This window comes from Dactylosporangium sp. NPDC000521 (assembly GCF_042898305.1).
GTDB lineage: Bacteria > Actinomycetota > Actinomycetes > Mycobacteriales > Micromonosporaceae > Dactylosporangium.
On record NZ_JBIAYW010000003.1, the window covers coordinates 180,096 to 200,866 of the forward strand.

Annotated in this window: 16 protein-coding genes; 6 read left to right on the plus strand and 10 right to left on the minus strand. The window is 72.7% G+C overall.

Going from position 1 to position 20,771, the window contains the following annotated elements:
* Positions 1-36: 36 nt before the first annotated feature.
* From ACFY3L_RS11015 to ACFY3L_RS11045, 7 genes are all read right to left on the minus strand, one after another.
* Positions 37-1,053 (minus strand): aspartate-semialdehyde dehydrogenase, encoded by a 1,017-nt coding sequence (locus ACFY3L_RS11015; RefSeq protein WP_389321520.1) that lies wholly within the window; start codon positions 1,051-1,053, stop codon positions 37-39.
* A gap of 148 nt (positions 1,054-1,201) precedes the next feature.
* On the minus strand, positions 1,202-1,489 hold the full coding sequence (locus tag ACFY3L_RS11020) for an Lrp/AsnC ligand binding domain-containing protein (protein ID WP_344506344.1): 288 nt from the start codon (positions 1,487-1,489) through the stop codon (positions 1,202-1,204).
* A gap of 36 nt (positions 1,490-1,525) precedes the next feature.
* The gene (locus ACFY3L_RS11025) at positions 1,526-2,371 is read right to left on the minus strand and encodes an NDP-sugar synthase (RefSeq protein ID WP_389321522.1); all 846 of its coding nucleotides are present in this window, start codon (positions 2,369-2,371) and stop codon (positions 1,526-1,528) included.
* Positions 2,368-2,883 (minus strand): NUDIX hydrolase, encoded by a 516-nt coding sequence (locus ACFY3L_RS11030; RefSeq protein ID WP_389321524.1) that lies wholly within the window; start codon positions 2,881-2,883, stop codon positions 2,368-2,370. Before ACFY3L_RS11030 ends, ACFY3L_RS11025 begins: the two co-directional genes overlap by 4 nt.
* Positions 2,884-2,901: 18 nt before the next feature.
* The gene (locus ACFY3L_RS11035) at positions 2,902-4,719 is read right to left on the minus strand and encodes a RelA/SpoT family protein (protein WP_389322582.1); all 1,818 of its coding nucleotides are present in this window, start codon (positions 4,717-4,719) and stop codon (positions 2,902-2,904) included.
* 2,128 nt (positions 4,720-6,847) lie between these two features.
* The gene (locus ACFY3L_RS11040; protein WP_389321526.1) at positions 6,848-8,581 is read right to left on the minus strand and encodes a DEDD exonuclease domain-containing protein; all 1,734 of its coding nucleotides are present in this window, start codon (positions 8,579-8,581) and stop codon (positions 6,848-6,850) included.
* A 37-nt stretch (positions 8,582-8,618) separates the two neighbouring features.
* On the minus strand, positions 8,619-9,566 hold the full coding sequence (locus ACFY3L_RS11045; RefSeq protein ID WP_389321528.1) for a GAF domain-containing sensor histidine kinase: 948 nt from the start codon (positions 9,564-9,566) through the stop codon (positions 8,619-8,621).
* A gap of 130 nt (positions 9,567-9,696) precedes the next feature.
* On the opposite strand from ACFY3L_RS11045, the gene ACFY3L_RS11050 reads away from it, so the two are divergent.
* The 4 genes from ACFY3L_RS11050 (at position 9,697) to ACFY3L_RS11065 (ending at position 14,478) form a co-directional block, all read left to right on the plus strand.
* Positions 9,697-11,094, plus strand: coding sequence for an NYN domain-containing protein (locus ACFY3L_RS11050; protein ID WP_389321530.1), 1,398 nt, complete (start codon positions 9,697-9,699; stop codon positions 11,092-11,094).
* 71 nt (positions 11,095-11,165) lie between these two features.
* Entirely contained in the window at positions 11,166-11,387 is a 222-nt protein-coding gene (locus ACFY3L_RS11055) for a hypothetical protein (RefSeq protein ID WP_344506273.1), read from the plus strand.
* 31 nt (positions 11,388-11,418) lie between these two features.
* A complete protein-coding gene (locus ACFY3L_RS11060; RefSeq protein WP_389321532.1) occupies positions 11,419-12,675 on the plus strand; it encodes a M48 family metallopeptidase in 1,257 nt (418 codons plus the stop codon).
* Positions 12,676-13,338: 663 nt separating this feature from the next.
* The gene (locus tag ACFY3L_RS11065; protein WP_389321534.1) at positions 13,339-14,478 is read left to right on the plus strand and encodes a glycosyltransferase family 4 protein; all 1,140 of its coding nucleotides are present in this window, start codon (positions 13,339-13,341) and stop codon (positions 14,476-14,478) included.
* 1,065 nt (positions 14,479-15,543) lie between these two features.
* On the opposite strand, the gene ACFY3L_RS11070 is transcribed toward ACFY3L_RS11065, so the two are convergent.
* The 3 genes from ACFY3L_RS11070 to ACFY3L_RS11080 form a co-directional block, all read right to left on the minus strand.
* Complete coding sequence (locus ACFY3L_RS11070; RefSeq protein ID WP_033362529.1) at positions 15,544-16,212, minus strand: response regulator; 669 nt, start codon at positions 16,210-16,212, stop codon at positions 15,544-15,546.
* A 32-nt stretch (positions 16,213-16,244) separates the two neighbouring features.
* Positions 16,245-17,786 (minus strand): GAF domain-containing sensor histidine kinase, encoded by a 1,542-nt coding sequence (locus ACFY3L_RS11075; protein ID WP_389322584.1) that lies wholly within the window; start codon positions 17,784-17,786, stop codon positions 16,245-16,247.
* 94 nt (positions 17,787-17,880) lie between these two features.
* Complete coding sequence (locus tag ACFY3L_RS11080) at positions 17,881-19,662, minus strand: AMP-dependent synthetase/ligase (RefSeq protein WP_389321536.1); 1,782 nt, start codon at positions 19,660-19,662, stop codon at positions 17,881-17,883.
* Between the two features lie 86 nt (positions 19,663-19,748).
* Here ACFY3L_RS11080 and ACFY3L_RS11085 point away from each other — a divergent pair, with 86 nt between their 5' ends.
* Positions 19,749-20,195 carry an SRPBCC family protein gene (locus ACFY3L_RS11085; protein WP_389321538.1) on the plus strand — a complete coding sequence of 149 codons (447 nt, stop codon included), beginning with the start codon at positions 19,749-19,751 and terminating at the stop codon, positions 20,193-20,195.
* Between the two features lie 85 nt (positions 20,196-20,280).
* On the plus strand, positions 20,281-20,757 hold the full coding sequence (locus ACFY3L_RS11090) for a hypothetical protein (RefSeq protein WP_389321540.1): 477 nt from the start codon (positions 20,281-20,283) through the stop codon (positions 20,755-20,757).
* The last annotated feature ends 14 nt before the right edge of the window (positions 20,758-20,771 follow it).

A 20,771-nucleotide genomic window follows, 5' to 3' on the forward strand; every position in this document is an offset into this window, starting at 1 on the left:
GTCGCGAACCGCCCCCACGGCTGGTCACTTGACTGGTCAGTTGACGAGGAGCTCGGCGATCTGGACGGCGTTCAGCGCCGCGCCCTTGCGCAGGTTGTCGTTGGAGACGAACAGCGCCAGGCCGTGCTCGACGGTCTCGTCGACACGGATCCGGCCGACGAAGCTGGGGTCGGCGCCGGCGGCCTGCAGCGGCGTCGGCACGTCGGTCAGGACCACGCCGGGCGCGGCCGAGAGCAGCTCGATGGCCCGCTCGACCGAGACCGCCCGCTCGAACCGGGCGTTGAGCTGCAGCGAGTGGCCGGTGAACACCGGCACGCGCACGCAGGTGCCGGACACCTTCAGGCCGGGGATCTCGAGGATCTTGCGGCTCTCGTTGCGGAGCTTCTGCTCCTCGTCGGTCTCGAACGAGCCGTCGTCGACGATCGAGCCCGCGAGCGGCAGCACGTTGTAGGCGATCGGCCGGGCGAACTGCTTCGGCGCCGGGAACTCGACGGCCGAACCGTCGAACGCGAGCGCGGCGGCGCCGTCGGCGACCTTGCGGACCTGCTCGTCGAGCTCGGCGACGCCGCTGAGCCCGGCGCCGGACACCGCCTGGTAGGTGGCGGCGACGAGCGCGACCAGGCCGGCCTCCTCGTGCAGGGGGCGCAGCACCGGCATCGCGGCCATGGTGGTGCAGTTGGGGTTGGCGATGATGCCCTTCGGGCGGTTCGCGATCGCGTGCGGGTTGACCTCCGCGACGACCAGCGGCACGTCCGGGTCCATCCGCCAGGCGGAGGAGTTGTCGACGACGACGGCACCGGCGGCGGCCACCTTCGGCGCCAGCTCCTTCGACGTGCCCTTGCCCGCGGAGAACAGCACGATGTCCAGGCCGGAGTAGTCGGCGGTCGCCGCGTCCTCCACCGTGATCTGCTGGTCCTGCCAGTCGATCGGCCGGCCCGCGGAGCGGGCGGACGCGAACAGGCGCAACTGGTCTACAGGAAACTGACGCTCGGCCAGGATGTGGCGCATGACGCTGCCGACCTGACCCGTGGCTCCGACGATGCCGATCCTCATGGGCGTCGAGGTTACCGCGTCACCGAGGCGGTCTCGATGCGATTTGCGGCACTGTCGGGGCCCTTACCAGCGGTTTTCCCGGTTTCTTGCGGCTTGCCGACAGCTGCGGCGCACGGCTTGCTGCAAGGGGCGGCAAATTTGCTGGAAATTAGTCCGTGTCCGGAAGACCGATCGAGAACGCCTCTTCCAGGTCGTGCTGCGAGTACGCGCGGAACGCGATGTGCGTGTCGGTGTCGATCACGCCCGCCACCTTGGAGATGCCACCGGCGATGACCTCGGCGATCTCCTCGTACTGCCGCACGCGGACCATCGCGATCAGGTCGACGTTGCCGGCGACGGAGTACACCTCGCTGACCCCGGGAAGGTTGGCGATGTTCTCGGCCACCTCGGGGATCGAGTCGGTCGCGCAGTCGATGAGGACGATCGCGGTGATCACCTGCGGTGCTCCTTCCAGCATGTGGGCATCGTCATGCTAATCCGCCGCGACGGTGAGCTCCCGGCCGACCCGGACCGCGTCGCACAGCGTCTCGCCCGCGCGGACCTCCCCACCCGGCCACACCACCCCGCGGATCACCCGACCGGCGACGACGGCCCCCTCGCCGATGACGGCCTGCTCCACGCTCCCGGTCACCACGGCGCCCTCACCGATCAGGGTTTCGTGGTGTACGGCGTGCAGATTCGCCCGCACGTAGTCCCGGGGGGTGCCGGTGTCCAGGTAGGTGCCCCGGTACTCGACGACCTTGAGCCGCCCTTCCCGCTCCGCGGGCCGCCACGTGGTCCTCACCAGGTCGGACGGCACGGCGTCGAGCCGTTCGACCAGGTCCCACGGCAGCAGCGAGAACCCGGCGAACCGGTGTGCCCCGAACTCGTCCGGCGGCCCGGGAACGCCGAGCATCCGCACGGTGGTGCCGTCCCAGCCGTCGAGCAGCTCCGCGATGTCGGCGGCCGGACCGTCTTCGGACGTCTCCGACGTCTCGTCCGGTGCCAGGTACGCGTCGGCGTTGCCCACCAGGACGCCGCGGCCGCCGATCCAGTCCTTCAGCAGCGCGACGCCGCCCGCGGTACCGAACGGATCGCCCGGCTCCACGGAGAGGCGCGCCCTGTCGCCGACGTGCGCGACGACCTGCTCCCCGAGGTAGCAGGCGTTGACCGCCAGGTCGGCGGGGCCGGCGATGCCGAGCGCGGCGACCCTGGCCATCGCCCGGTCGAGCAGCGCCACGTTGCCGACGGGGCACAGGGCCTTCGGCAGGTGCTCGGTCAGCGGCCGCAGCCGGCGGCCCTCACCGGCGGCGAGGATCACCGCGCAGATGCCGGTCACTTCGTCAGCACCTCGGGGTAGTCCTTGTACGGGCCGATCCCGTAGTGCGCGAGCAGCTGCGACGTCGACACGGTCAGCGGCGGCAGCGTGTCGAGACGGTGCCAGGCGGCCTCGAGGACCTCGGCGGCGTCGACGACCAGGTCGGCGGACGGGTCGGCGTCCACCTCGAACACCATGTCGATCCACTGCCCGCGGGTGTGCACGACGGCGTTGGGGTTCGCCGGCCGGAACCGCTCCAGCGGCAGCTTGATCCCGGTCTCCTCGGCGAGCTCGCGCGCGGCGGTCTGCACGGGGCGCTCGCCGCGGTCCATCAGCCCCGCCGGCAGCGACCAGCCCGCGCCCGGCGGCTGCCGCAGCAGCAGGATCCTGCTCGCCTCGGGGTCGCGGACCAGGATGACAGCGCCGATCGTGTACGTCGGCTGGAACGTCCGCACGATCCTGCGTTTCCAGCGGGCCGGGAGACGGTAGAACGTCCGGTACGCCACCATGCGCAGTTGTTGTTTTACCGCCATCTCCGAAAGGCTAGCGGCCTACCGGGGCGAGTGGTCGACCAGGGCGATCAACTCCTCGACCACCTCGTCCGCGGTGCGGCTGTGGTCGGCGACGGCGACGAGCAGCGTCTCCAGGTCCGGGTAGCCGAGCCGGGTCGCGAGCCGCACCAGCGGCAGGTCGCTGGCCAGGCCGCGGCCCTGCCGGCGCAGCGCCAGACCGATCGCGAGCCGGCCGAGCCGCACCTTGTTGGCGACGGTGATCGCGGGGGCCTCGTGCGCCTCGAACCACCGGCTGATGTGCAGCCGGGCGTGCGGCGTCTTCACGAACTCCAGCCACTCCGGCGACGGCCCGCGCGCGGGGGCGTCGGCGTCGAAGTCGAACTCGTCGCGCTGCCCGGTCCGCGTGATGATCTCGACCGTGTCACCGTCGGCGAGCGGCGACGACACCGCGATCAGCCGGCCGTTGACCTTCGCGCCGATACATCGGTTGCCGACGTCCGCGCCGAGGATGTACGCGAGGTCGACCGGCGTGGCGTCCTGCGGCAGCAGCACCGGCCGGCCGCCGCCCTCGGCGAGCACCAGGATCTGGTCCTCGGCCAGGTCGCACCGCAGCGACGCGATGAACTGCGACGGGTCCGACGCCGCCGCCTCCCAGTCCAGCAGCCGCCGCAGCCAGGTCAGCTGCTCCGCCTTCGACGCCGGGCCGAAGCGCGCCGCGGCGTGCGGATACCGGAAGTTGGCGACGATGCCGTACTCGGCGGCCTGGTGCATCTCCTCGGTGCGGATCAGCACCTCCAGGGACTGGCCCTCCGGCCCGAGCACCGTGGTGTGCAGCGACTTGTAGTTGTTGCCCTTCGGCGTGGCGATGAAGTCCTTGAACCGCCCCGGCACCGGCCGCCACTTGCCGTGCACCGCGCCGAGCGCGGCGTAGCAGTCCGTCTCGGGCCCGTCGACGATGATGACGACCCGCGGCATGTCGTGCGGGTGCTCGTAGTTGCCGTCGACGGTGTCCTTCCAGATCGAGTACAGGTGCCTCGGCCGCGGCGACACCTGCGCGTCGATGCCGAACTTCTTCAGGTCCGTGTTGACGGCCGCGATGACCCGTTCGAGGTAGCCGTCCCAGCCCTTGCGCTGCCGCACGTACTCGTCGATCAGCGCGTACCCGCCGGGGCTGACCGCCCGCAGCACCCAGTCCTCGAGCTCCCGCTTCAGCGCCTGGATGCCGAGCCGCTCGCACAGCGGGATCAGCACCTCCCGCGTCGCGGTCGCGATCCGCACCTGCGACTTGATCGACCGCGCGTCGAGCGTGCGCATGTTGTGCAGCCGGTCCGCCAGCTTGATGACGAGCACCCGCACGTCCCGCCCGGCGGCGACGATCATCTTGCGGATCGTCTCGGCCTCGGCGTCCGCGCCGTAGAACATCTTGTCGAACTTCGTCACGCCGTCGACGAGCAGCGCCACCTCGCCGCCGAAGTCCCGCTCCAGCGCGCCCAGCGTGTAGTCCGTGTCCTCGACCGTGTCGTGCAGCAGCGACGCCACCAGCGTCGTCGTGTCCATCCCCAGGTCGGCGAGGATCTCCGTCACCTCGAGCGGGTGCGAGATGAACGCCTCGCCGCTCTTGCGCATCTGCCCGCGGTGCATCTGCTCGGCCGTCGCGTACGCCCGCCGCAGCAACGCCACGTCGCCCGTCGGGTGGATCGTCCGATGCGACCGCAGCACGTTGGACATCGGGTCCTCGGCCGACTGCCACGGCAGCATCGCCCGCAGCCGCGACCCGATGATCGCCGAGTACGTCGACGTCGGGTCGCCGGGCACCGCCCCACCGACCAGCGCCGAGTACGACGGCGGCGGCGGCACCGCCGGCGAGTCCTCGGTGGGCGGCGCGGTGAGCCTGGCCCGCGGCGCCGCGAACCGGTCGTCCACGGGCGCCGCCCGCCTCACCGCCGCGTTCTTGCCACCCTTGCGGGCCGCCCTGTCCTTGCCTTTGTCCTTGCCCTTGCCTGCGGTCGCCGTGTCCTTGTCCGTGGCCGTGGCGTCCCGGGTGCCCGTGTCCACGCCCGGCTGCCCGGCGGCACCGTCCGCGTCCGCGCCCGTGCCCCTGCCCGCGGCATCCCGCTCATCGCCGGCGGCGGCGTGCGACCCTGCCCGCTCACCGGCGGCCCGTTCGTTGCGCACCCGCCCACCGGCGGCACTCCCGGGGTTGCCCCGCGGCGCCGGCGGCCGCTCGTTGGCCGGCCAGTCCCTGCGCCCGTCACCCTGGTCCTGCGCCGCCCGCTGCTGCCCCTGCCCCGCCCGCTGCCCCTGTCCGGCCCACTGCGCGGGTGTCTGCTGCTCGTTCTGTACCCCGGCGCCCCTGTCGTGTTCGGCGCCGCCCGTGCCGTGCTGTCCGGCCCGCCGCGAGGAGTCCCGTTTCCCGGCGCCGCTGTCGTGCCCGGAGCCACCCGCTCCGTGCTGTCCGGCCCACGGCGCGGGTGTCTGCTGCTCGTTCTGTACCCCGGCGCCGCTGTCGTGGCCGGAGCCGCCTGCTCTGTCGTGCCCCGCGGCCGTGGCGCTCCGCCCCCCGGTCGCTCCTTGCCAGTTCGTCCCGTCCACCGGCATCCGCTGCCCGGGCGTCGCGTCGCTCGCGACCTCGCCCCGCGCGGCCACCATCGCAGCCTGACTCTCCACCGTCCCCGCGTCCCGGCCTACCCGCGCGCCGCCGTCGCCATCCTGCTTCGTCGCCTCGCGCTGCGAAGTCGTGTCCAGGGACCCCTCGCCCCGCGACTCCCAGCCCTGCCCCGCACTGTCCTGCGCCGCCGCGTCCTGGGACCAGCCGTCCCGAACTCCCCGCCCCGCCGCCGCGCCGTCCTGGGGTACCGCGTCCCGCGACCGCCCGGCCTCCGGCTCCCGGCCCTGTGCCGCGCCGTCCTGGGCCCCCGGGTCCTGGGCGCCTTCACCCCGCGCCGCCCGGCCGCGTCCCGCCTCGTCCTGCGGCCCGTTGCTCTGAGCTTCCCGGCCCTGCGAGACGCTGCCCTGTGACGTGCTGTCCTGCGGTGCCTCGTCGTGCGGTGCCCCGTCGTGCGGGCGCCCGTTGTGTGCGGCCCGGTCCTGCGTGACGCTGCCTTGTGACGTGGCGTCCTGTGACGTGCTGCTCTGCGATGCGCTGCCGTGCGGTGTCTTGTCGTGCGGGTGCCCGCTGTGTGAGGACCGGTCTCGCGAGGCTCTGTCCTGTGACGAGGCATCCTGCGAGGCGGTGTCCTGTGACGTGGCGTCGTGCGGTGCCTTGTCGTGCGAGGCCCGGTCCTGCGACGTGCCGTCCTGCGGCGAGCGCTCCTGTGGCGAGCGCTCCTGTGGCGCCTTGTCCTGCGGTGCCTTGTCCTGTGGGGTCGTGCCTTGTGGCGCCGTGGCTTCGGGGTGCTTGTCCTGCGGCGCGGTGTCCTGGGGAGACCTGGCGGGGGAGGGCAGGTCCCGGCGGCCGGGGCCGGCATGGTCGGTGGGGGTCCTGTCGACGTACGTCCGCTGCACCCTGTCCCGGGTCTGGCGCTCCGGATGGCGGCCGCCCGGGACAGGGCGGCGTCGCGGCGGAGCCTCGGGCACGCTGATCGACGCGGTCGGCAGCCCACGCGGGCCGAGCAGCACCTCGCCCACCGCGTCCAGGAGCTGGTGGGCCTCCGTGGTGCCGGGTGTCGGCGGCGATGCCCCGCCGGTCGTGAACCCCGTCGCCAGCGGGTGCACGAAACCCGCCGGTTCGGTGGGCTTGCCCCCGGGCGTCAGTGGGTCCAACATGAACTCGCTGTGCGCGGACGTGGACCCGGAGTTGGCCCCGCTGGCGCCGGTGACCGTGGAGGGGCCAGCATCCAGGGGCGCGCCGGACTGATGCAGACCGGGCTCCATGCGGCACCTCCTCACCGACGGGCCGGGCGGGCCTGGGTTTGGGTAGGTTCCAGCCTAGTTTCCCTCGTGGCATCCGATCGGTCATTTGAGTATGTGCGATCGTCCGATGTGCTTAGCCCTCCAGATCGATTCGGACCGACGCGGCGGCCTCCGCCCGGGCCAGGAACGGGCGCCACCGGCCGGCCCCAGCGGCCGGCGATGACCAGCCCATATCGGCCTTGACCAGCCGCGTCTCCTGCCGCTCGAGCCAGGCGAGAATCCGCTCGGTCTCCTCCGGCGACGCGCGCGGCGTCGGCCCGTGACCCGGCTGGACCGTCTCGGCTGTGGCGAGAACCACATCCAGCGTCGGCTGTGGATGTACCCGCGGGGGTGACACGCCGGCCGCCGCGAGCCGGCCGTGTCGCACCACCGCGAGCTCCCAGCCACCCTTCGCGGAGGGGCGCGCGGCGATCAGCTCGGGCAGGCTGGTCAGCGAGGCGAGCCGTTGCATGCGGATCGCGGCGCGCAGGAACGTGATCAGCCGGGTGCGGATCGTGGCCGCGTCCTCGAAGCGCTCGGCGGCGGACAGCGCCTCGATGCGGGCCATGAGCCCGCGGACGACGGGGCCCGGGTCGCCCGTCGTGGCGGTGCGGAACGGCTCGGCGGCCGCGGCCTCGTAGTCGCCGGGGGAGATGCGGTGCTCGCACGGCGCCGGGCAGCGGCCGAGCTCGGCGAGCGCGCACGCGGGCGTCTTCGTGCGCAGCGACAGCTTGTGGGTGCACTGGCGCAGCGGCAGCGCGTCATAGATGCCGGCGGCGGCGAGCTCGGCGGCACGGCGGGAGCCGAACGGCCCCAGATATGCCGCGCCGTCGGGCTGCACCTCGCGCACGATCGACAGCCGGGGATAGGCCTCGGCGGTGAGCTTGAGCCACATCACCCGCTCGGGGAACTTGGAGCGGCGGTTGTACGGCGGCTTGTGCGCGGCGATCAGCCGCAGCTCTCTGACCTCGGCCTCAAGGGAGTGGGCGCAGAGGATCGCCTCGACCCGCTGCGCCGCGTTGATCATCTCGTCGATGCGGGCGCGCTTCTCGGCGGCGGTGAAGTAGCTGCGGACCCGGGTCGCGATCGACGAGCTGGTGCCGATGTAGAGCGGGCGGTCCTTGTGCCCGCGGAACACGTAGACCCCCGGAGCGTCGGGCAGGCCGTCGGCGAGGTGGCGTTTGCGCCGCTGGGACGGGCTGACCGCCTTCACGAACTCGATCGTGTCGCCGATGGTGTGCACCTTGTGGCTGCCCAGCCTGGCGATCAGCCCGTGCAGGACGTCGACGGTGGCGCGGGCGTCGTCGAGGGCCCGGTGGATCGGCTGGGTGCTCGCGTGGAAGTGCCGGGCGAGGGTGGACAGCTTGTTGTTGGGCACCTCGTCGGCGACCAGGGCCCGCCGGGCGATCGCGGCGGTGTCCAGCACGATCGGCTTCGGCCACGCATAGCCGTGCTTGGCGCACGCCGCCTTGAGGAACCCGGTGTCATAAGGAGCGTTGTGCGCCACCAGGACCGCACCCGCGGCGAACTCCAGGAACGCCGGCAGCACCGTGTCGATCGTCGGCGCCTCGACCAGCATCGCCTCGGTGATGCCGGTCAGGACGGTGATGAACGCCGGCAGCCGCTCCTCGGGATTGACCAGCGTGGCGAACTCGCCCAGGACCTCACCGCCGCGGACCTTGACCGCGCCGATCTCGGTGATGCCGCCGCCGTCGGGTGCGCCGCCGGTCGTCTCCAGGTCGACGACCACGAACGTCGAGGCGAACAGCGTCGCCGCACGCGGGTCGTCGAACAGGGCATCGAGCGTTTCCTGGTGGTAGTCGGCCACGCGCGCACACTACGACCAGGGTGTGACAAAAAATCGCTCAGTGCGGCGGGAAGCGCAGCTCGAACCGGACGTCCGGTGAACCGACGGCCGCGTTGGTCCTGGCCACGGTCGCCCCGTGGGACCGCAGGATGTCCGCCACGGCCCGCGGGACCAGCTCGTCGGCCTCCCGCGTGCCGTCGAGGTCGGCCTGCCACTCCGGGGCGATCGAGCCGCCCGCATGCCTGATCTCCACCGTCGGTACCGGGGAACCCAGCACCCGGACCGCGACCCTGCCTCCGGCCGGCGCGATCTTCAACGCGGAGAAGACCACATAGTCCAGCGCCCGCGACAGCCGGCCGGGATCAGCCTGTACCGATGCCGCATCGGTCACACCGAGAGTGATGGCCATGTTTCGGGCGTCCGCGATGGGACGCAACTCGCGGATGCGGGCCTCGGTCAGGTAGGTGAGGTCGACCGACCTGGACTCAGGCTGGCCGTCGAGCGCGGGGGAGTCGACGAGGCGCCGCAGCTCGAGCAGCTCCGTGACCTGCCTGGCGAGCGCCCGCAACGCCCGCATCTGGTCCAGGTTGAGCCGGTGCGGCGCGTGGTCGACCACGCACAGGGTGCCCAGTGCCGCGCCTTCGCTGGTCAGCAGGGGGGCGCCGGCGTAGAAGCGGATGCCGTCCTCGGCTCTGACGAACGGGTTGTCGGCGAACCGCGCGTCCGCGGTGGCGTCGGGGACGACCATCAGGTCACGGCCCATGATCGCGTGGGCACAGAAGGCGACCTCGCGGGGCGTCTCGTTGATGCCGTCGAGGCCGGTCTTGGCCTTGAACCACTGCCGCTGGGCGTCGACCAGGGTGACCAGGGAGATCGGGGCTCCGCAGACCTCCGACGCGATCCTGACGATGTCGTCGAAGTCCGTCTCCGGCGGGGTGTCGAGGACCGCCAGCCCTCGCAGGGTCGAGATTCGCTCCGCTTCGTTCTCGGGTACCGGCGGCTGCATATCGGTGCCTCCTCGCTGGCGTACCCAATCGGGTGAATTAAGGATATGTCAGCTTTTAGCCGTTCGAGGGAAGCCGCCGGTCCTGGAGACCATCCGGGGCGAATCTGGTCGACAATGCGACACTGGAGTGATGCCCGCGCACGATGCTCCCGACGACCTCGACGACGAGGCCGCGGTGACGTCTGCGCCGGAGGACGTCGACCTGCCGGACTCCGACGGCGGGGCCGAGCCCGCACTGCCCGAGATCATCCGCCAGCGGGTCATCTCCCTCGCGGCCGGCGCCATGACCGGCCTGCCCCTCGACGAGCTGCCGATGCCGCTGCGGCGGGTCGCGAAGTTCGCCCCCAACCGACGGGCCCGCCTCGGCGGACCCGTCATCGCGATGCAGCTGTCCGGCGACCCGCTGCTGCGCCAGCGCCTCGCGACCAGGGTCGTCAATGACGCCGGTGACCTGGGCGCCTCGATCCTGGAAGGGGTCGCGCCGCCGGCCGCCGACCCCGTCGAGGTCGCCGCGCTGGCCTACCTCGCCCGGCCCGACGGCTGGCGCGACCTGGTCGAGCGGGCCACCGACACGGTCCGCGCCGAGGCCGAGGACGCCGCCACGTCCGAGCGCATCCGCGACGTCGAGCAGCGCCTCGCCCGCGCCGAGCACGACCGCGCCGTCGCCCGGGTCGAGGCCGACAAGCTCCGCGACGAACTGGCCCGTCTCCGCGACGAGACCGCCGGCCTCCGCGAGGAGGTCCGCTCGCTGGGCAAGGCGCTGCGGGAGAGCCAGGCCAAGGAGCGCAAGGCGACCGAGATGCTCGCCAGCGAGAAGGGCCGCGCCACCCGGGCGACCGCCGACCACGACGCCGAGCTGCGCCGCATGCGCGCCAAGCTCGCTGAGGCGGAGACCGCGGCCGGCGCACAGCGGCAGAGCGCCAAGGACGCCCGCGCCGTCGACGACGCCCGCCTCTGGCTGCTGCTGGAGACGATCGGGCAGGCCGCCGTGGGCCTGCGCCGCGAGCTGGCCCTCGACCCCACCGACCGGCTGCCGGCCGACTTCGTCGCCGAGCACGACGCCGACCGCCCCGACAACGCGCCCGGCGCCGGCGCGGCCCGCGCGCTCGACGCCGACGACCCCGCCCGCCTCGACCAGCTGCTGAGCCTGCCGAAGGCGCACATGATCGTCGACGGGTACAACGTCACGAAGAAGGGCTACGGGGAGCTCTCCCTCGAACAGCAGCGCAACCGCCTGGTCGCCGGGGTCGGCGGTCTCGTCGCCCAGACCAGGGCCGAGGTCACCGTCGTCTTCGACGGCGCCGAGCGGGTCGTCGGGCTGCCGCCGGCGCCGCGCGGCGTGCGGGTGCTGTTCTCCAAGAAGGGCGAGACCGCCGACGAGCTGATCCGGCGCCTGGTCAGGGCCGAGCCGGCCGGCCGCCCGGTCGTCGTCATCTCCTCCGACAAGGAGGTCATCGACGGGGTGCGCCGTCATGGTGCGTACCCGCTGGGGAACGACACCCTCCTCCGCCGACTTTCACGCTCCTGACCTGCGGAAACGCATTTTTGTCATACCCCCCGCCTACCGTGGAGCTACAGACGGTCAACGGAGGAGGAGCGATGCTCGTCGACTGCGAGACCTGTTCAGTGCGCGGCACCGCCTGCGGCGGCTGCGTGGTGACCCTGCTGCTCGACACGCCACCCGCCCTGCACCAGCTCGGCGCGGCCGAGGTCCGCGCCATCGAGGTGTTCGAGCGGGCCGGGTTCGAGGTCACCGTGCTCGACCCCACCCACGTCGAGCCGGCCGCACCGCGCCGGTCGAGACGGCACCGCGCCGCATAAGCTTGCGGAGTTTCCGACCAGGAGGTGCGGCGTGACCCCTCGCGCATGGGCGGCGATCACCCTCGCGGCGTTGCTCGTCGCGGTCGTGGTGGTCGCGGCGCTGCGGGTGCCCTGGTCGGCACCGCCCGCGCCGCGAGCCGACCAGCTCGCCGCGCTCGACACGCTGCCCGCCGACGCCGTCGCCAAGGGGCGGGCGTTCCACGCGGCGCTGCGCCCCGGCATCTATCTGTCCATCGGCCTGGGCCTGGTCGTCGCGCTCCTGCTCGGCCTGACCCCGGCCGGCGCGTGGATCGTCGAGCAGGTGTCCCGGCCGTTCGGCGGCCACTGGCTCGCCCGGGCGCTGCTCGGCGGGCTCGCCGTCGTCTTCGCCGGTGAGGTGGCGGCGCTGCCCCTCGCCGCCTGGCGCCAGTCGATCCTCAGGCGCTATGGGCTCTCCACTCAGGACTGGTCCGCCTGGACGGTCGACATGCTCAAGGGCTACGCCGTCAGCGCGGTGATCGGCGCGGTCGTGCTCGTCGGCTTCTTCACCGTCACGCACTTCGTGCCCCGCTGGTGGTGGGTGTGGGGCGCGGTCGGCGCGGCCCTGCTCACGGTGCTGCTGTCGTTCATCTTCCCGGTCCTGGTCGAGCCGGTCTTCAACAAGTTCACCCCCATGCCCGAGGGGGAGCAGCGGACCCGGCTCATGGCGCTCGCGGAGCGTGACGGCGTCCCCGTCCGCGACGTGCTGATCGCCGACGCGTCCCGCCGCACCAGGGCCGTCAACGCGTACGTGTCCGGTCTCGGCCCGACCCGCCGCATCGTCGTCTTCGACACCCTGCTGGAGAAGGCGCCGCCGGAGGAGGTCGAGTCGGTCGTCGCGCACGAGCTCGGCCACGCCAAGGACGGCGATGTGCTCACCGGCACGCTGCTCGGCGCGTTCGGCGCGGCGGCCGCCGTCTGCGCGCTGTACCTGCTCGGCTCGTGGGGAGCCCTGCTGCGCCGCGCGGGCGTGGACGCGATCGGGGAGCCGCGGGCGGTCGCCCTGCTGCTCGCCGTCGCCACCGTGGCGGGGCTGGTCGCCGGCCCGGCGCAGGCGTTCGTGTCGCGCCGCGTCGAGGCGCGCGCCGACCGGCATGCCCTGCAGCTCACCGCCGACCCGGCCGGCTTCGAGGCCATGCAGGGCCGGCTCTCCCTGGTCAACCTCGGCGACCCAGACCCCAATCCCGTCGAGCAGTTCCTGTTCGGCTCCCACCCGACCGCCGTGCAACGCATGGCCGAGGCGCGTGCCTGGGCCCGAGGCGAGCGATGACCACCCCGCCCATCGCCCGTGGCGTCCTGCCGGTCGCCGGCGGTGTCCGGCGCTTCGCCACGGTGGGGTGTCGTGCGCGGTTCCGCCGGGGCACGGGGCATGCGGTGACCGGCTCGAATGCGGCCCGTGACGTGCTGCTGGGTGTTGGCGGTGTTCGGGGGTTCGGCATGGGGGAGGGCCAAGAGCGGCTTCGGCCGGGGCGGGCGACGAGCCGCCCGTTCGCCGTCACTGATGTCCTGCCGGGCCGTGGCGGCGGTCGGCGGGTTCGGTGCGGCTTGTTCGGAGTGCCGGAGTGATGACCATGTTGCTCGTCACCCGTGATGGTGTTCGGGCGGGCCGTGGCGGAGGCCGGTGGCTCGGCCTGGTGGGATCAGGGGAGATGTCCCGCACTGGCGGCGGCCGGGTAGGTGGCGAGCGCGTGTTGCCGTGCCGTGACGGCGTTCGGCCGTCGGGTCTGGTGGAGTGGGGGAGTGGGCCTGTTCCGGCCGTTCCCGGGTGGTCGGCGAAGGTGCGGGGCTGCGATGCGCGCCCTGCCCGTCGCCCCCGGGCATGGCGGCGCAGGACCTGGTCGGCACCCGGGACGTGTGGTCGCACCGCGGCTCACCTCGGCGGGGCTGTCCGGAGTCGTGGCGGCCGGGCGGTTGCCGGAGGGGTGGGGGCGCGATGACCACGCTGCTCGTGACCAATGACTTTCCGCCGCGGCCGGGTGGCATCCAGCAGTTCGTGCACAACCTTGCCGTGCGTCAGCCCGCGGGGTCGGTCGTCGTGTACTGCTCGACGTTCCGGGGGGCGGAGAAGTTCGACGCGGAGCAGCCGTTCGAGGTGGTGCGGGAGCGGACCGGCATGCTGCTGCCCACGGCCGGGGTCGCGCGGCGGGCCGCTGAGCTGGCACGGGCGCACGGGTGCGACAGCGTCTGGTTCGGGGCGGCGGCGCCGCTCGGTCTGCTGGCCGGCGGGCTGCGGCGGCGGGCCGGGGTGGAGCGGGTCGTCGCGCTCACGCACGGGCACGAGGTCGGCTGGGCGGCGCTGCCCGGCGCGCGGAGCCTGCTGCGGCGCATCGGTCGCGGCGCGGACGTCGTCACGTACCTCGGCGAGTACACCCGCACCCGGCTCGCCAAGGCGCTGGACGGGCTCACGTCGCTGCAGCGGCTGGCGCCGGGCGTCGACGTGGACGCGTACTCGCCGCAGGTCGACCGGCAGCTGATCCGCGCCCGTCACGGCCTCGCCGACCGGCCGGTGGTCGTGTGCGTGTCCCGGCTCGTGCCGCGCAAGGGGCAGGACGTGCTGATCCGGGCGTTGCCGCTCATCCGCCGCGCGGTTCCCGACGCCGCACTGCTGGTGGTCAGTGGTGGGCCGTACCGGCCCGCGCTGGAGCGGCTCGCGCGTGAGGCCGGGGTCGAGCGGGACGTCGTGTTCACCGGGTCCGTGTCGTGGGCGGAGCTGCCGGCGCACTACGCCGCCGGTGACGTGTTCGCCATGCCGTGCCGGACCCGCCGCCGTGGCCTCGACGTCGAAGGGCTCGGCATCGTGTACCTCGAAGCCTCCGCGACCGGCCTGCCCGTCGTCGCGGGCGACTCCGGCGGCGCGCCCGACGCGGTCCGCGAGGGCGAGACCGGCTTCGTCGTCCCAGGCCGCGACGTCGCCGCCGTCGCCGACCGCGTCACGACCCTCCTGCGCGACCCGGCCCTCGCCGCGAGGATGGGCGCCGCGGGCCGGGCCTGGGTCGAGTCGGAATGGCGCTGGGAGACCCAGGCGGACCGGCTCCGCACCATGCTCACCGCACCCACGCCCGGCTTACCCTGACCCGCTCCACGAACGGCGGCGAAGAGCGATGCCGACGACAACCGGGGGAGGACGGTGATGAGCGAAGCGCGCGATAAGGCCCTGCCAGGGTGGTGACCGCAGCAGTGTGCGGCGCAGTGCCGCCCGAGCCCAGGCATGCCCGCGCGGAGTGCGGTTCGTGCGGAGTGGCGGCCTGTGGTTCGTGCGGCGTGTGGCCCGTGGGGAGTGCGGCCCGTGGGGACTACGGGCGGGCGCGCCAGCCGGGCCGTCGTGTCGCCGCACGATTCGCCAGCGCGGTGGGGCAACTGGCCGGATGAGGTACGCCGGGGCAGCCGAGCGCGGCGTGCTGCGGGGCAGTTGGTCGCAGGAGGCGCGCTGCGGGGCAGCTGGGCGAGCACGGTGTGCTGCGGGCAGGTGGGCGAGCACGGTGTGCGCGGGCAGGTGGGCGAAACGCGGTGCGCTGCGGGCAGGTGGGCGAAACGCGGTGCGCTGCGGGGCAGGTGGGGGAGCACGATGTGCTGCGGGGCAGGTGCACGAACGCGGTGCGGGCCGGTCGTGTCGCTGCCATGCCATGGCGCGGCAGGGGCGGAGAGCGACGGTCGGGTGGAGAGCGACGGTCGGGTGGAGAGCGGCGCGCCGTGATCTGGGCGGAGTGCTCAAGGCATTGCGGGTGCGAGGGCGGCGCGGTGCCGGCCGCGCGTCAGCCCCGCTTCGGTGGCGAGCTCACTCGGCAGTGGCGGTCCGCGATTGAAGGCGACCGCCGTAGCGGTTGTGTGCCGAGCCTGCTCAGGAGTGGCGGTCCGTGATCGGAGGTGCCGCCGGCGGGGTGCTGGCTTGGCATCCCGTGCCTGGCGGTGGTCGAGCTCGCTCAAGGGGCGATCAGAGGTGAACGCTGCGGCGGGGTGGAGGTTTCCCCTGGTGCGTTCGGCTCGGAAAGCGTGCGGGCGCGGCTGGGAGGAGCGCGATGGTGGTCAATGGCCGAAGCAGGGCCATGGGAGGTGGAAAAACGACAGGCTGGCCGTTCTGGGGGTTGGGGGCAGATCGGCCAGCGCCTATCGAAAAGTCGAGATACGGCAGGGTCGCGGGTCAGAACTTCGGGGCGTCCGGGGCTTCGAGGAGGCCGAGCCGAAGGGCGGTCATGAGGGCCTGGGCGCGGTTGGCGGCGCCGAGCTTCTCGTACAGCTTCGATATGTGCGTCTTCGCGGTGGACTCGGAGACGAACAATTGCTTGGCGATGCCGGCGACGCTCATGCCGTCGGCGAGCAGGCGCAGCACCTGGCCCTCGCGGGGGGACAGCTGCGGGCCGCTCGGGGCCAGCCGCCGCTTCATCGCCTCGGCGAGGTCCGCGGCGGTGAACGCGGAAGGCGCCGACGCGGCGTGACGGGCGGCGGCGACCACCTCGTCGGCAGGGGCGGTCTTCGGCACGAACGCGGAGGCGCCGGCCTCGAGCGCGCCGAAGAGCTGGTCGTCGCCCGCGTACATGGTGAGGACCACGATGCCCATGGTGTTGCTGGTCTTGCGCAGGGCGCGGGTCGCCTCCAGGCCGCTGCCGTCGGGGAGGCGCAGGTCCATGATGACCACGTCGGGCTGCAGGGCGCCGGCCTGGCGGATCGCCTCGGCGGCCGTCGCGGCCTCGCCCACCACCTCGAACTGCCGGTCACGCTCGAAGGCGTGCCGCAGTCCTCGGCGGATGAGATCGTGGTCGTCGACGAGCAGGACTTTGGTGCGTGTCGTCGGCGTCGCGGTAGTCGACATTCCCGGTGCTCTCTCCCTCTGGTGCCTTCACGCTACCGCGCACGCGGTGCGGTTCCGAGCACAACCGCCACTGTTGTCCCATTCGGCACGCGCGGTGTGATCTCCAACCGGCCTCGGATACGTTCCGCTCTCTCGGCCATGATCGCAAGACCATAGCGCCCGTCAGGGCGGTTCTCACCGATGCCGCTTCCATCGTCGGAGATTTCTACCTGTGCGAACGGTGGATCGACCGCGCACGTTACCCAAAGATTCTCCGCGCCGGCGTGTTTCCGCGCGTTCGTGATGGCTTCCTGGGCAATGCGCAGCAGTTCCGCCTCGACCGCGGCGGGCAGCCGGGCGGTGGTTTCGTCGAGCGAGAGGTGCACGCGGAGCCCGGCGGAGGCGCCGACGGTGCGGGCGTAGTCGGCGATCGCCGCGGTGAGGCCGCCGTACCGGTCGACCTCGCTGCGCAGCTCGAACAGCGACAGCCGCAGCTCGGTGATGACGCGGGTGACCTCGGCGCGCAGGATGCGCAGCTCCTCCTCGGCCGCGGCGGCGTCGGGCAGCGCGGCGACCGCGTTGTCGATGCCGTAGCCGACCATGACGAGCTCCTGGGCGACACCGTCGTGGATCTCGCGGGCGAGCCGCTGCCGCTCCTCGGTCGTGGCGAGGGACCGGACCTCGTCGAAGAGCAGCGCCGCTTCGAGGCGCAGCGCGGCCGCGCCGGTCAGGCCGGTGACGCGGGCGAGGACCGCCGGCGGGTACGCCCCGGCGGTGTCACTCTCCAGGATGATGAGCCCGACGGTGCGGACGCCGGCGACGAGCGGCACGACCATCGACGAGATGTCGCGGCTGGGCGCGACCGACCGGGCCTGCGAGCGGCCCGACACGACCGGCTGCTGGGTCGCCCACGCGTCGGCGACGGAGCTCTCCGTGTCCAGGGCGGTCTCCCAGTCGAGGCGCTCCACGCCGGCCTGGGCGAGCACGACGAGCCGGCCGCCGCCGCTGCCGGACAGCACGGCGCCGCGGGACGACGGGACCATCGCCCGGACCTCGTCGAGGAGGTGCTCGGCGAGGCCGCCGGGGTCGAGGGTGGCGCCGGGCAGCTGCCGGGCGACGCTGCGCAGCTGGGTGAGCAGGCGGGTCGCCTCCACGTATGGCTGCGGCGTCTCGTCGGTGCGCCGGGCCAGGAACGCCCGCTGCAGGACCCCCGCCTGATACGCGGCGACCCCGGCGACGACCAGCCACTGCAGGCAGTTGCCGAGGTACCGGCGCTCGTCGAGCACCCCGTCGACGGCGCCGCCGGCCGCGAGGAGCCCCGCCGCGGCCGCGAGGTACCCGGCGGCGACGACCATCCCCGAGGCGAGCGCCGCGCCGACGACAGGCACCGGCAGGTAGACGAGGAAGTGGGTGTCCACACCGGACGCGGCGAGCGCGACGACGAGCACCTCGGCCGCGCGACCGAGGTGCGCGATCCGGTGTACGGGCGGCGCGACCGTGGCGATCGCCATGGCGACCAGCAGCAGCGCGAGCCAGAGCAGCTCCGCGGCGCGCGTGCCGTCGATGAACAGCAGCGCCGCGACGAGCGCGAGCATCAGGACTCGAACCGTGATCACGGCGCCTCTGGGGCGGTCGCCCAGCACCGTCAGCTCGGTCAACGAATGGTCCTCCCTACCGTAGGTGGCAGCATCAGCGCTCGTAGATGGCGGCGATCTCGCCGGCGTACTCCTTCAGGACGACGTTCCGTTTCACCTTCAACGACGGGGTGAGCGTGCCGGTCGCTTCGGTGAAGTCCTGCGGCAGGATCCGGAACACCTTGATCGCCTCCGCCTTCGACACGGCGGCGTTGGCGTCGTCGATCGCGGTCTGGATCTCGGCGCGCAGCTCGGGGTCGTCGACGAACGAGAAGTCGGCCGGTTTGCCGTGCGCGGAGGCCCAGGCCGGCAGCGCGTCGGGGTCGATGGTGACGAGGGCGGCGATGAACGGCTGCCGGTCGCCGACGACCATGCACTGGCTGACGAGCGGGTGCGCGCGGACCCGGTCCTCCAGGACGGCCGGGGCGACGTTCTTGCCGCCGGCGGTGACGATGAGCTCCTTCTTGCGGCCGGTGATGCGCAGGTACCCGTCGTCGTCGAGCTCGCCGATGTCGCCGGTGTGGAACCAGTCGTCCGCGTCGATCGCCTCCGCCGTCGCGGCGGGGTTGTTCCAGTACCCCTTGAACACGATGTCGCCCTGGACGAGGATCTCGCCGTCGTCGTCGATACGGATCGTGACGCCGGGCAGCGGGCGCCCGACGGTGCCCATGCGTGCGCCGGTGTCGCGGTTGGCGTTGGTGGCGGGGGAGGTCTCGGTCAGCCCGTACCCCTCGAAGATGGTGACGCCGATGCCGCGGTAGAAGTGCGCGAGCCGCTCGCCGAGGGGCGCGCCGCCGGAGATCGCCCGCGCGCACTGCCCGCCGAGCGCGGCCCGCAGCTTCCCGTACACGAGGCGGTCGAACACCGCGTGCTGTGCGCGCAACAGCGGGCCGGGCCGGTCCGAGGAGCTGAACGCGATCGCCACCCGCTCCGCCCGGTCGAAGATGGCGCCCTTGCCGTCGGCGTGGGCCCGCTGCTTCGCCGTGTTGTACACCTTCTCGAACACGCGCGGCACCGACAGCACGAACGTCGGCCGGAAGCTCTGCAGGGTCGCCGCCAGGTTCTTCGTGTCGGCGGTGTGGCCCATCGTGGCCCGGGCCTGCACGACGCCGATCTGGATCAGCCGGGCGAACGAGTGCGCCAGGGGCAGGAACAGCAGCGTCCGGGCGCCCTGGTGGAACAGCGACTGCAGCTCGGGGATCGCGTTGACGATGTCCGACAGCATGTTGCGGTGGGTGATCATGCAGCCCTTGGGCCGGCCGGTGGTCCCGCTGGTGTAGATGATCGTGGCGAGGTCATCGGCCTTGGTGGCGGCCCGCCGCCGCTCGACGTCCTCGCGGGGCACGGCCGCGCCGTCGGCGCCGAGGACGTCCACCGCGCCGGGCGCGCCGTCGATCTGCCACACGTGCTCGACCGCCGGCAGCCGGTCACGGATCGCAGCGATGGAATCGCGGTGCGTGTCGTTCTCGACGAAGCAGGCGACCGCGCCGGAGTCCTCGAGGATCCAGGCGACCTGCTCCGCGCTGGACGTCTCGTAGATCGGCACGGTGACCGCGCCGATCGACCAGATGGCATAGTCGATGAGGGTCCACTCGTAGCGCGTCTTGCTCATCAGCGCGACCCGCTCACCCGGCTCGACACCGGCGGCGAGCAGGCCCCGGGCGAGCGTCAGCACCTGGTCGTGGAACTGGGCGCAGGTCACATCCTGCCACTCGCCCGCGAGCTGACGCTGGAACTGCACCGCGTTCGGCGCGGTGACCGCGTTGTCCCACACGGGGTCGGTCAGCGTGGCGTGGTCGCCGACAGTGACCGCTGAGGGCACGGTGAACTCGCGCACGTTCCGACTCCTTCGTTTCAACCCGTATTCGGGAACCTACCCTGCCGACGGATCGTCAGGCGCACCGCAGAGGTAGCCTGCCACGCATGGCCGACACTTCGACTCAGTCGATCGTCATTGACGCGCCCCCGGAGCGCATCGCCGAGGTCATCGCCGACTTCGCCCGATACCCCGAGTGGGTCGCCGCGGTGAAGTCGGTCGAGGTGGTCGAGGAGTACGAGGACGGCTACGCCAGTCAGGTCCGCTTCGCGCTGGACTCCGGCCCGGTGTCGGACGAGTACACGCTGCAGTACGAGTATGCCGAGGACCTGACCAGGATCGAGTGGAGCCTGGTCGCGCCGTCGAAGATGCAGAAGCAGCAGGACGGCTCCTACGACATCACCGCCAACGGCGACGGCACCTCCACGGTCACCTACTCCCTCGCCGTGGAGCTCGCGATCGGCATGCTCGGCATGTTCAAGCGCAAGGCCGAGAAAATGATCATGGACACGGCGCTCAAGGAGCTCAAGCGGCGAGTCGAGGGGGCCACATGAGCGGCCCGGAGCGTCGCGGAGGGCTGCGAACCAGGATCGCAGTGACCGGCTCCGGCCGGCGCCGGAGCGCAGCGGAGGTGACGACATGAGCCGCGACCCGCGCGAGGAGGCCGAACGCCTCGTCGCGACCGCACTCGCCGCGCTGTCGGTCGCCGCGAACAGCACCGCAGGCTTCGCCACCGGCTCCGCCGAGTGCTGCGTCTGCCCCGTCTGCAAGGCCATCGCCGCCGCCCGCGACCCCGACCCCGAGTTCGCCGAGCGCCTCGCCGGCGGCGTCGGCGACCTGGCCGTCGGCCTGGCCGGCATCCTGAGGACCTTCGGCAGCCACGCCGCAGGGAGCGGCCCTGGCGGCCGGGGCACAGGGTCTGCCACCGAGGGTCGCGACACGGGGTCCGGCCCCGGCGACCGTGGAGACGATGCGGCCGGGTCGGCGGGCCCTGCCGGTACATCATCCGGAAACGCGACAGGAGACGTGTGGCAGGACGCCACAGCGGAGACACCGAAGTCGCCGAAACCGATGGCCAAGAAGGCCGTCAAACCCAAGATTGATCCCGAGGCATAGCGCCTGTGCGAGAG

Bases quoted from the DNA above. Each gene is read 5' to 3' on its own strand.
- ACFY3L_RS11015 (WP_389321520.1), bottom strand. From the start codon at position 1,053: ATGAGGATCGGCATCGTCGGAGCCACGGGTCAGGTCGGCAGCGTCATG.
- ACFY3L_RS11030 (WP_389321524.1), bottom strand. From the start codon at position 2,883: ATGGCGGTAAAACAACAACTGCGCATGGTGGCGTACCGGACGTTCTAC.
- ACFY3L_RS11045 (WP_389321528.1), bottom strand. From the start codon at position 9,566: ATGCAGCCGCCGGTACCCGAGAACGAAGCGGAGCGAATCTCGACCCTG.
- ACFY3L_RS11050 (WP_389321530.1), top strand. From the start codon at position 9,697: ATGCCCGCGCACGATGCTCCCGACGACCTCGACGACGAGGCCGCGGTG.
- ACFY3L_RS11055 (WP_344506273.1), top strand. From the start codon at position 11,166: ATGCTCGTCGACTGCGAGACCTGTTCAGTGCGCGGCACCGCCTGCGGC.
- ACFY3L_RS11065 (WP_389321534.1), top strand. From the start codon at position 13,339: ATGACCACGCTGCTCGTGACCAATGACTTTCCGCCGCGGCCGGGTGGC.
- ACFY3L_RS11070 (WP_033362529.1), bottom strand. From the start codon at position 16,212: ATGTCGACTACCGCGACGCCGACGACACGCACCAAAGTCCTGCTCGTC.
- ACFY3L_RS11075 (WP_389322584.1), bottom strand. From the start codon at position 17,786: ATGCTCGCGCTCGTCGCGGCGCTGCTGTTCATCGACGGCACGCGCGCC.
- ACFY3L_RS11085 (WP_389321538.1), top strand. From the start codon at position 19,749: ATGGCCGACACTTCGACTCAGTCGATCGTCATTGACGCGCCCCCGGAG.
- ACFY3L_RS11090 (WP_389321540.1), top strand. From the start codon at position 20,281: ATGAGCCGCGACCCGCGCGAGGAGGCCGAACGCCTCGTCGCGACCGCA.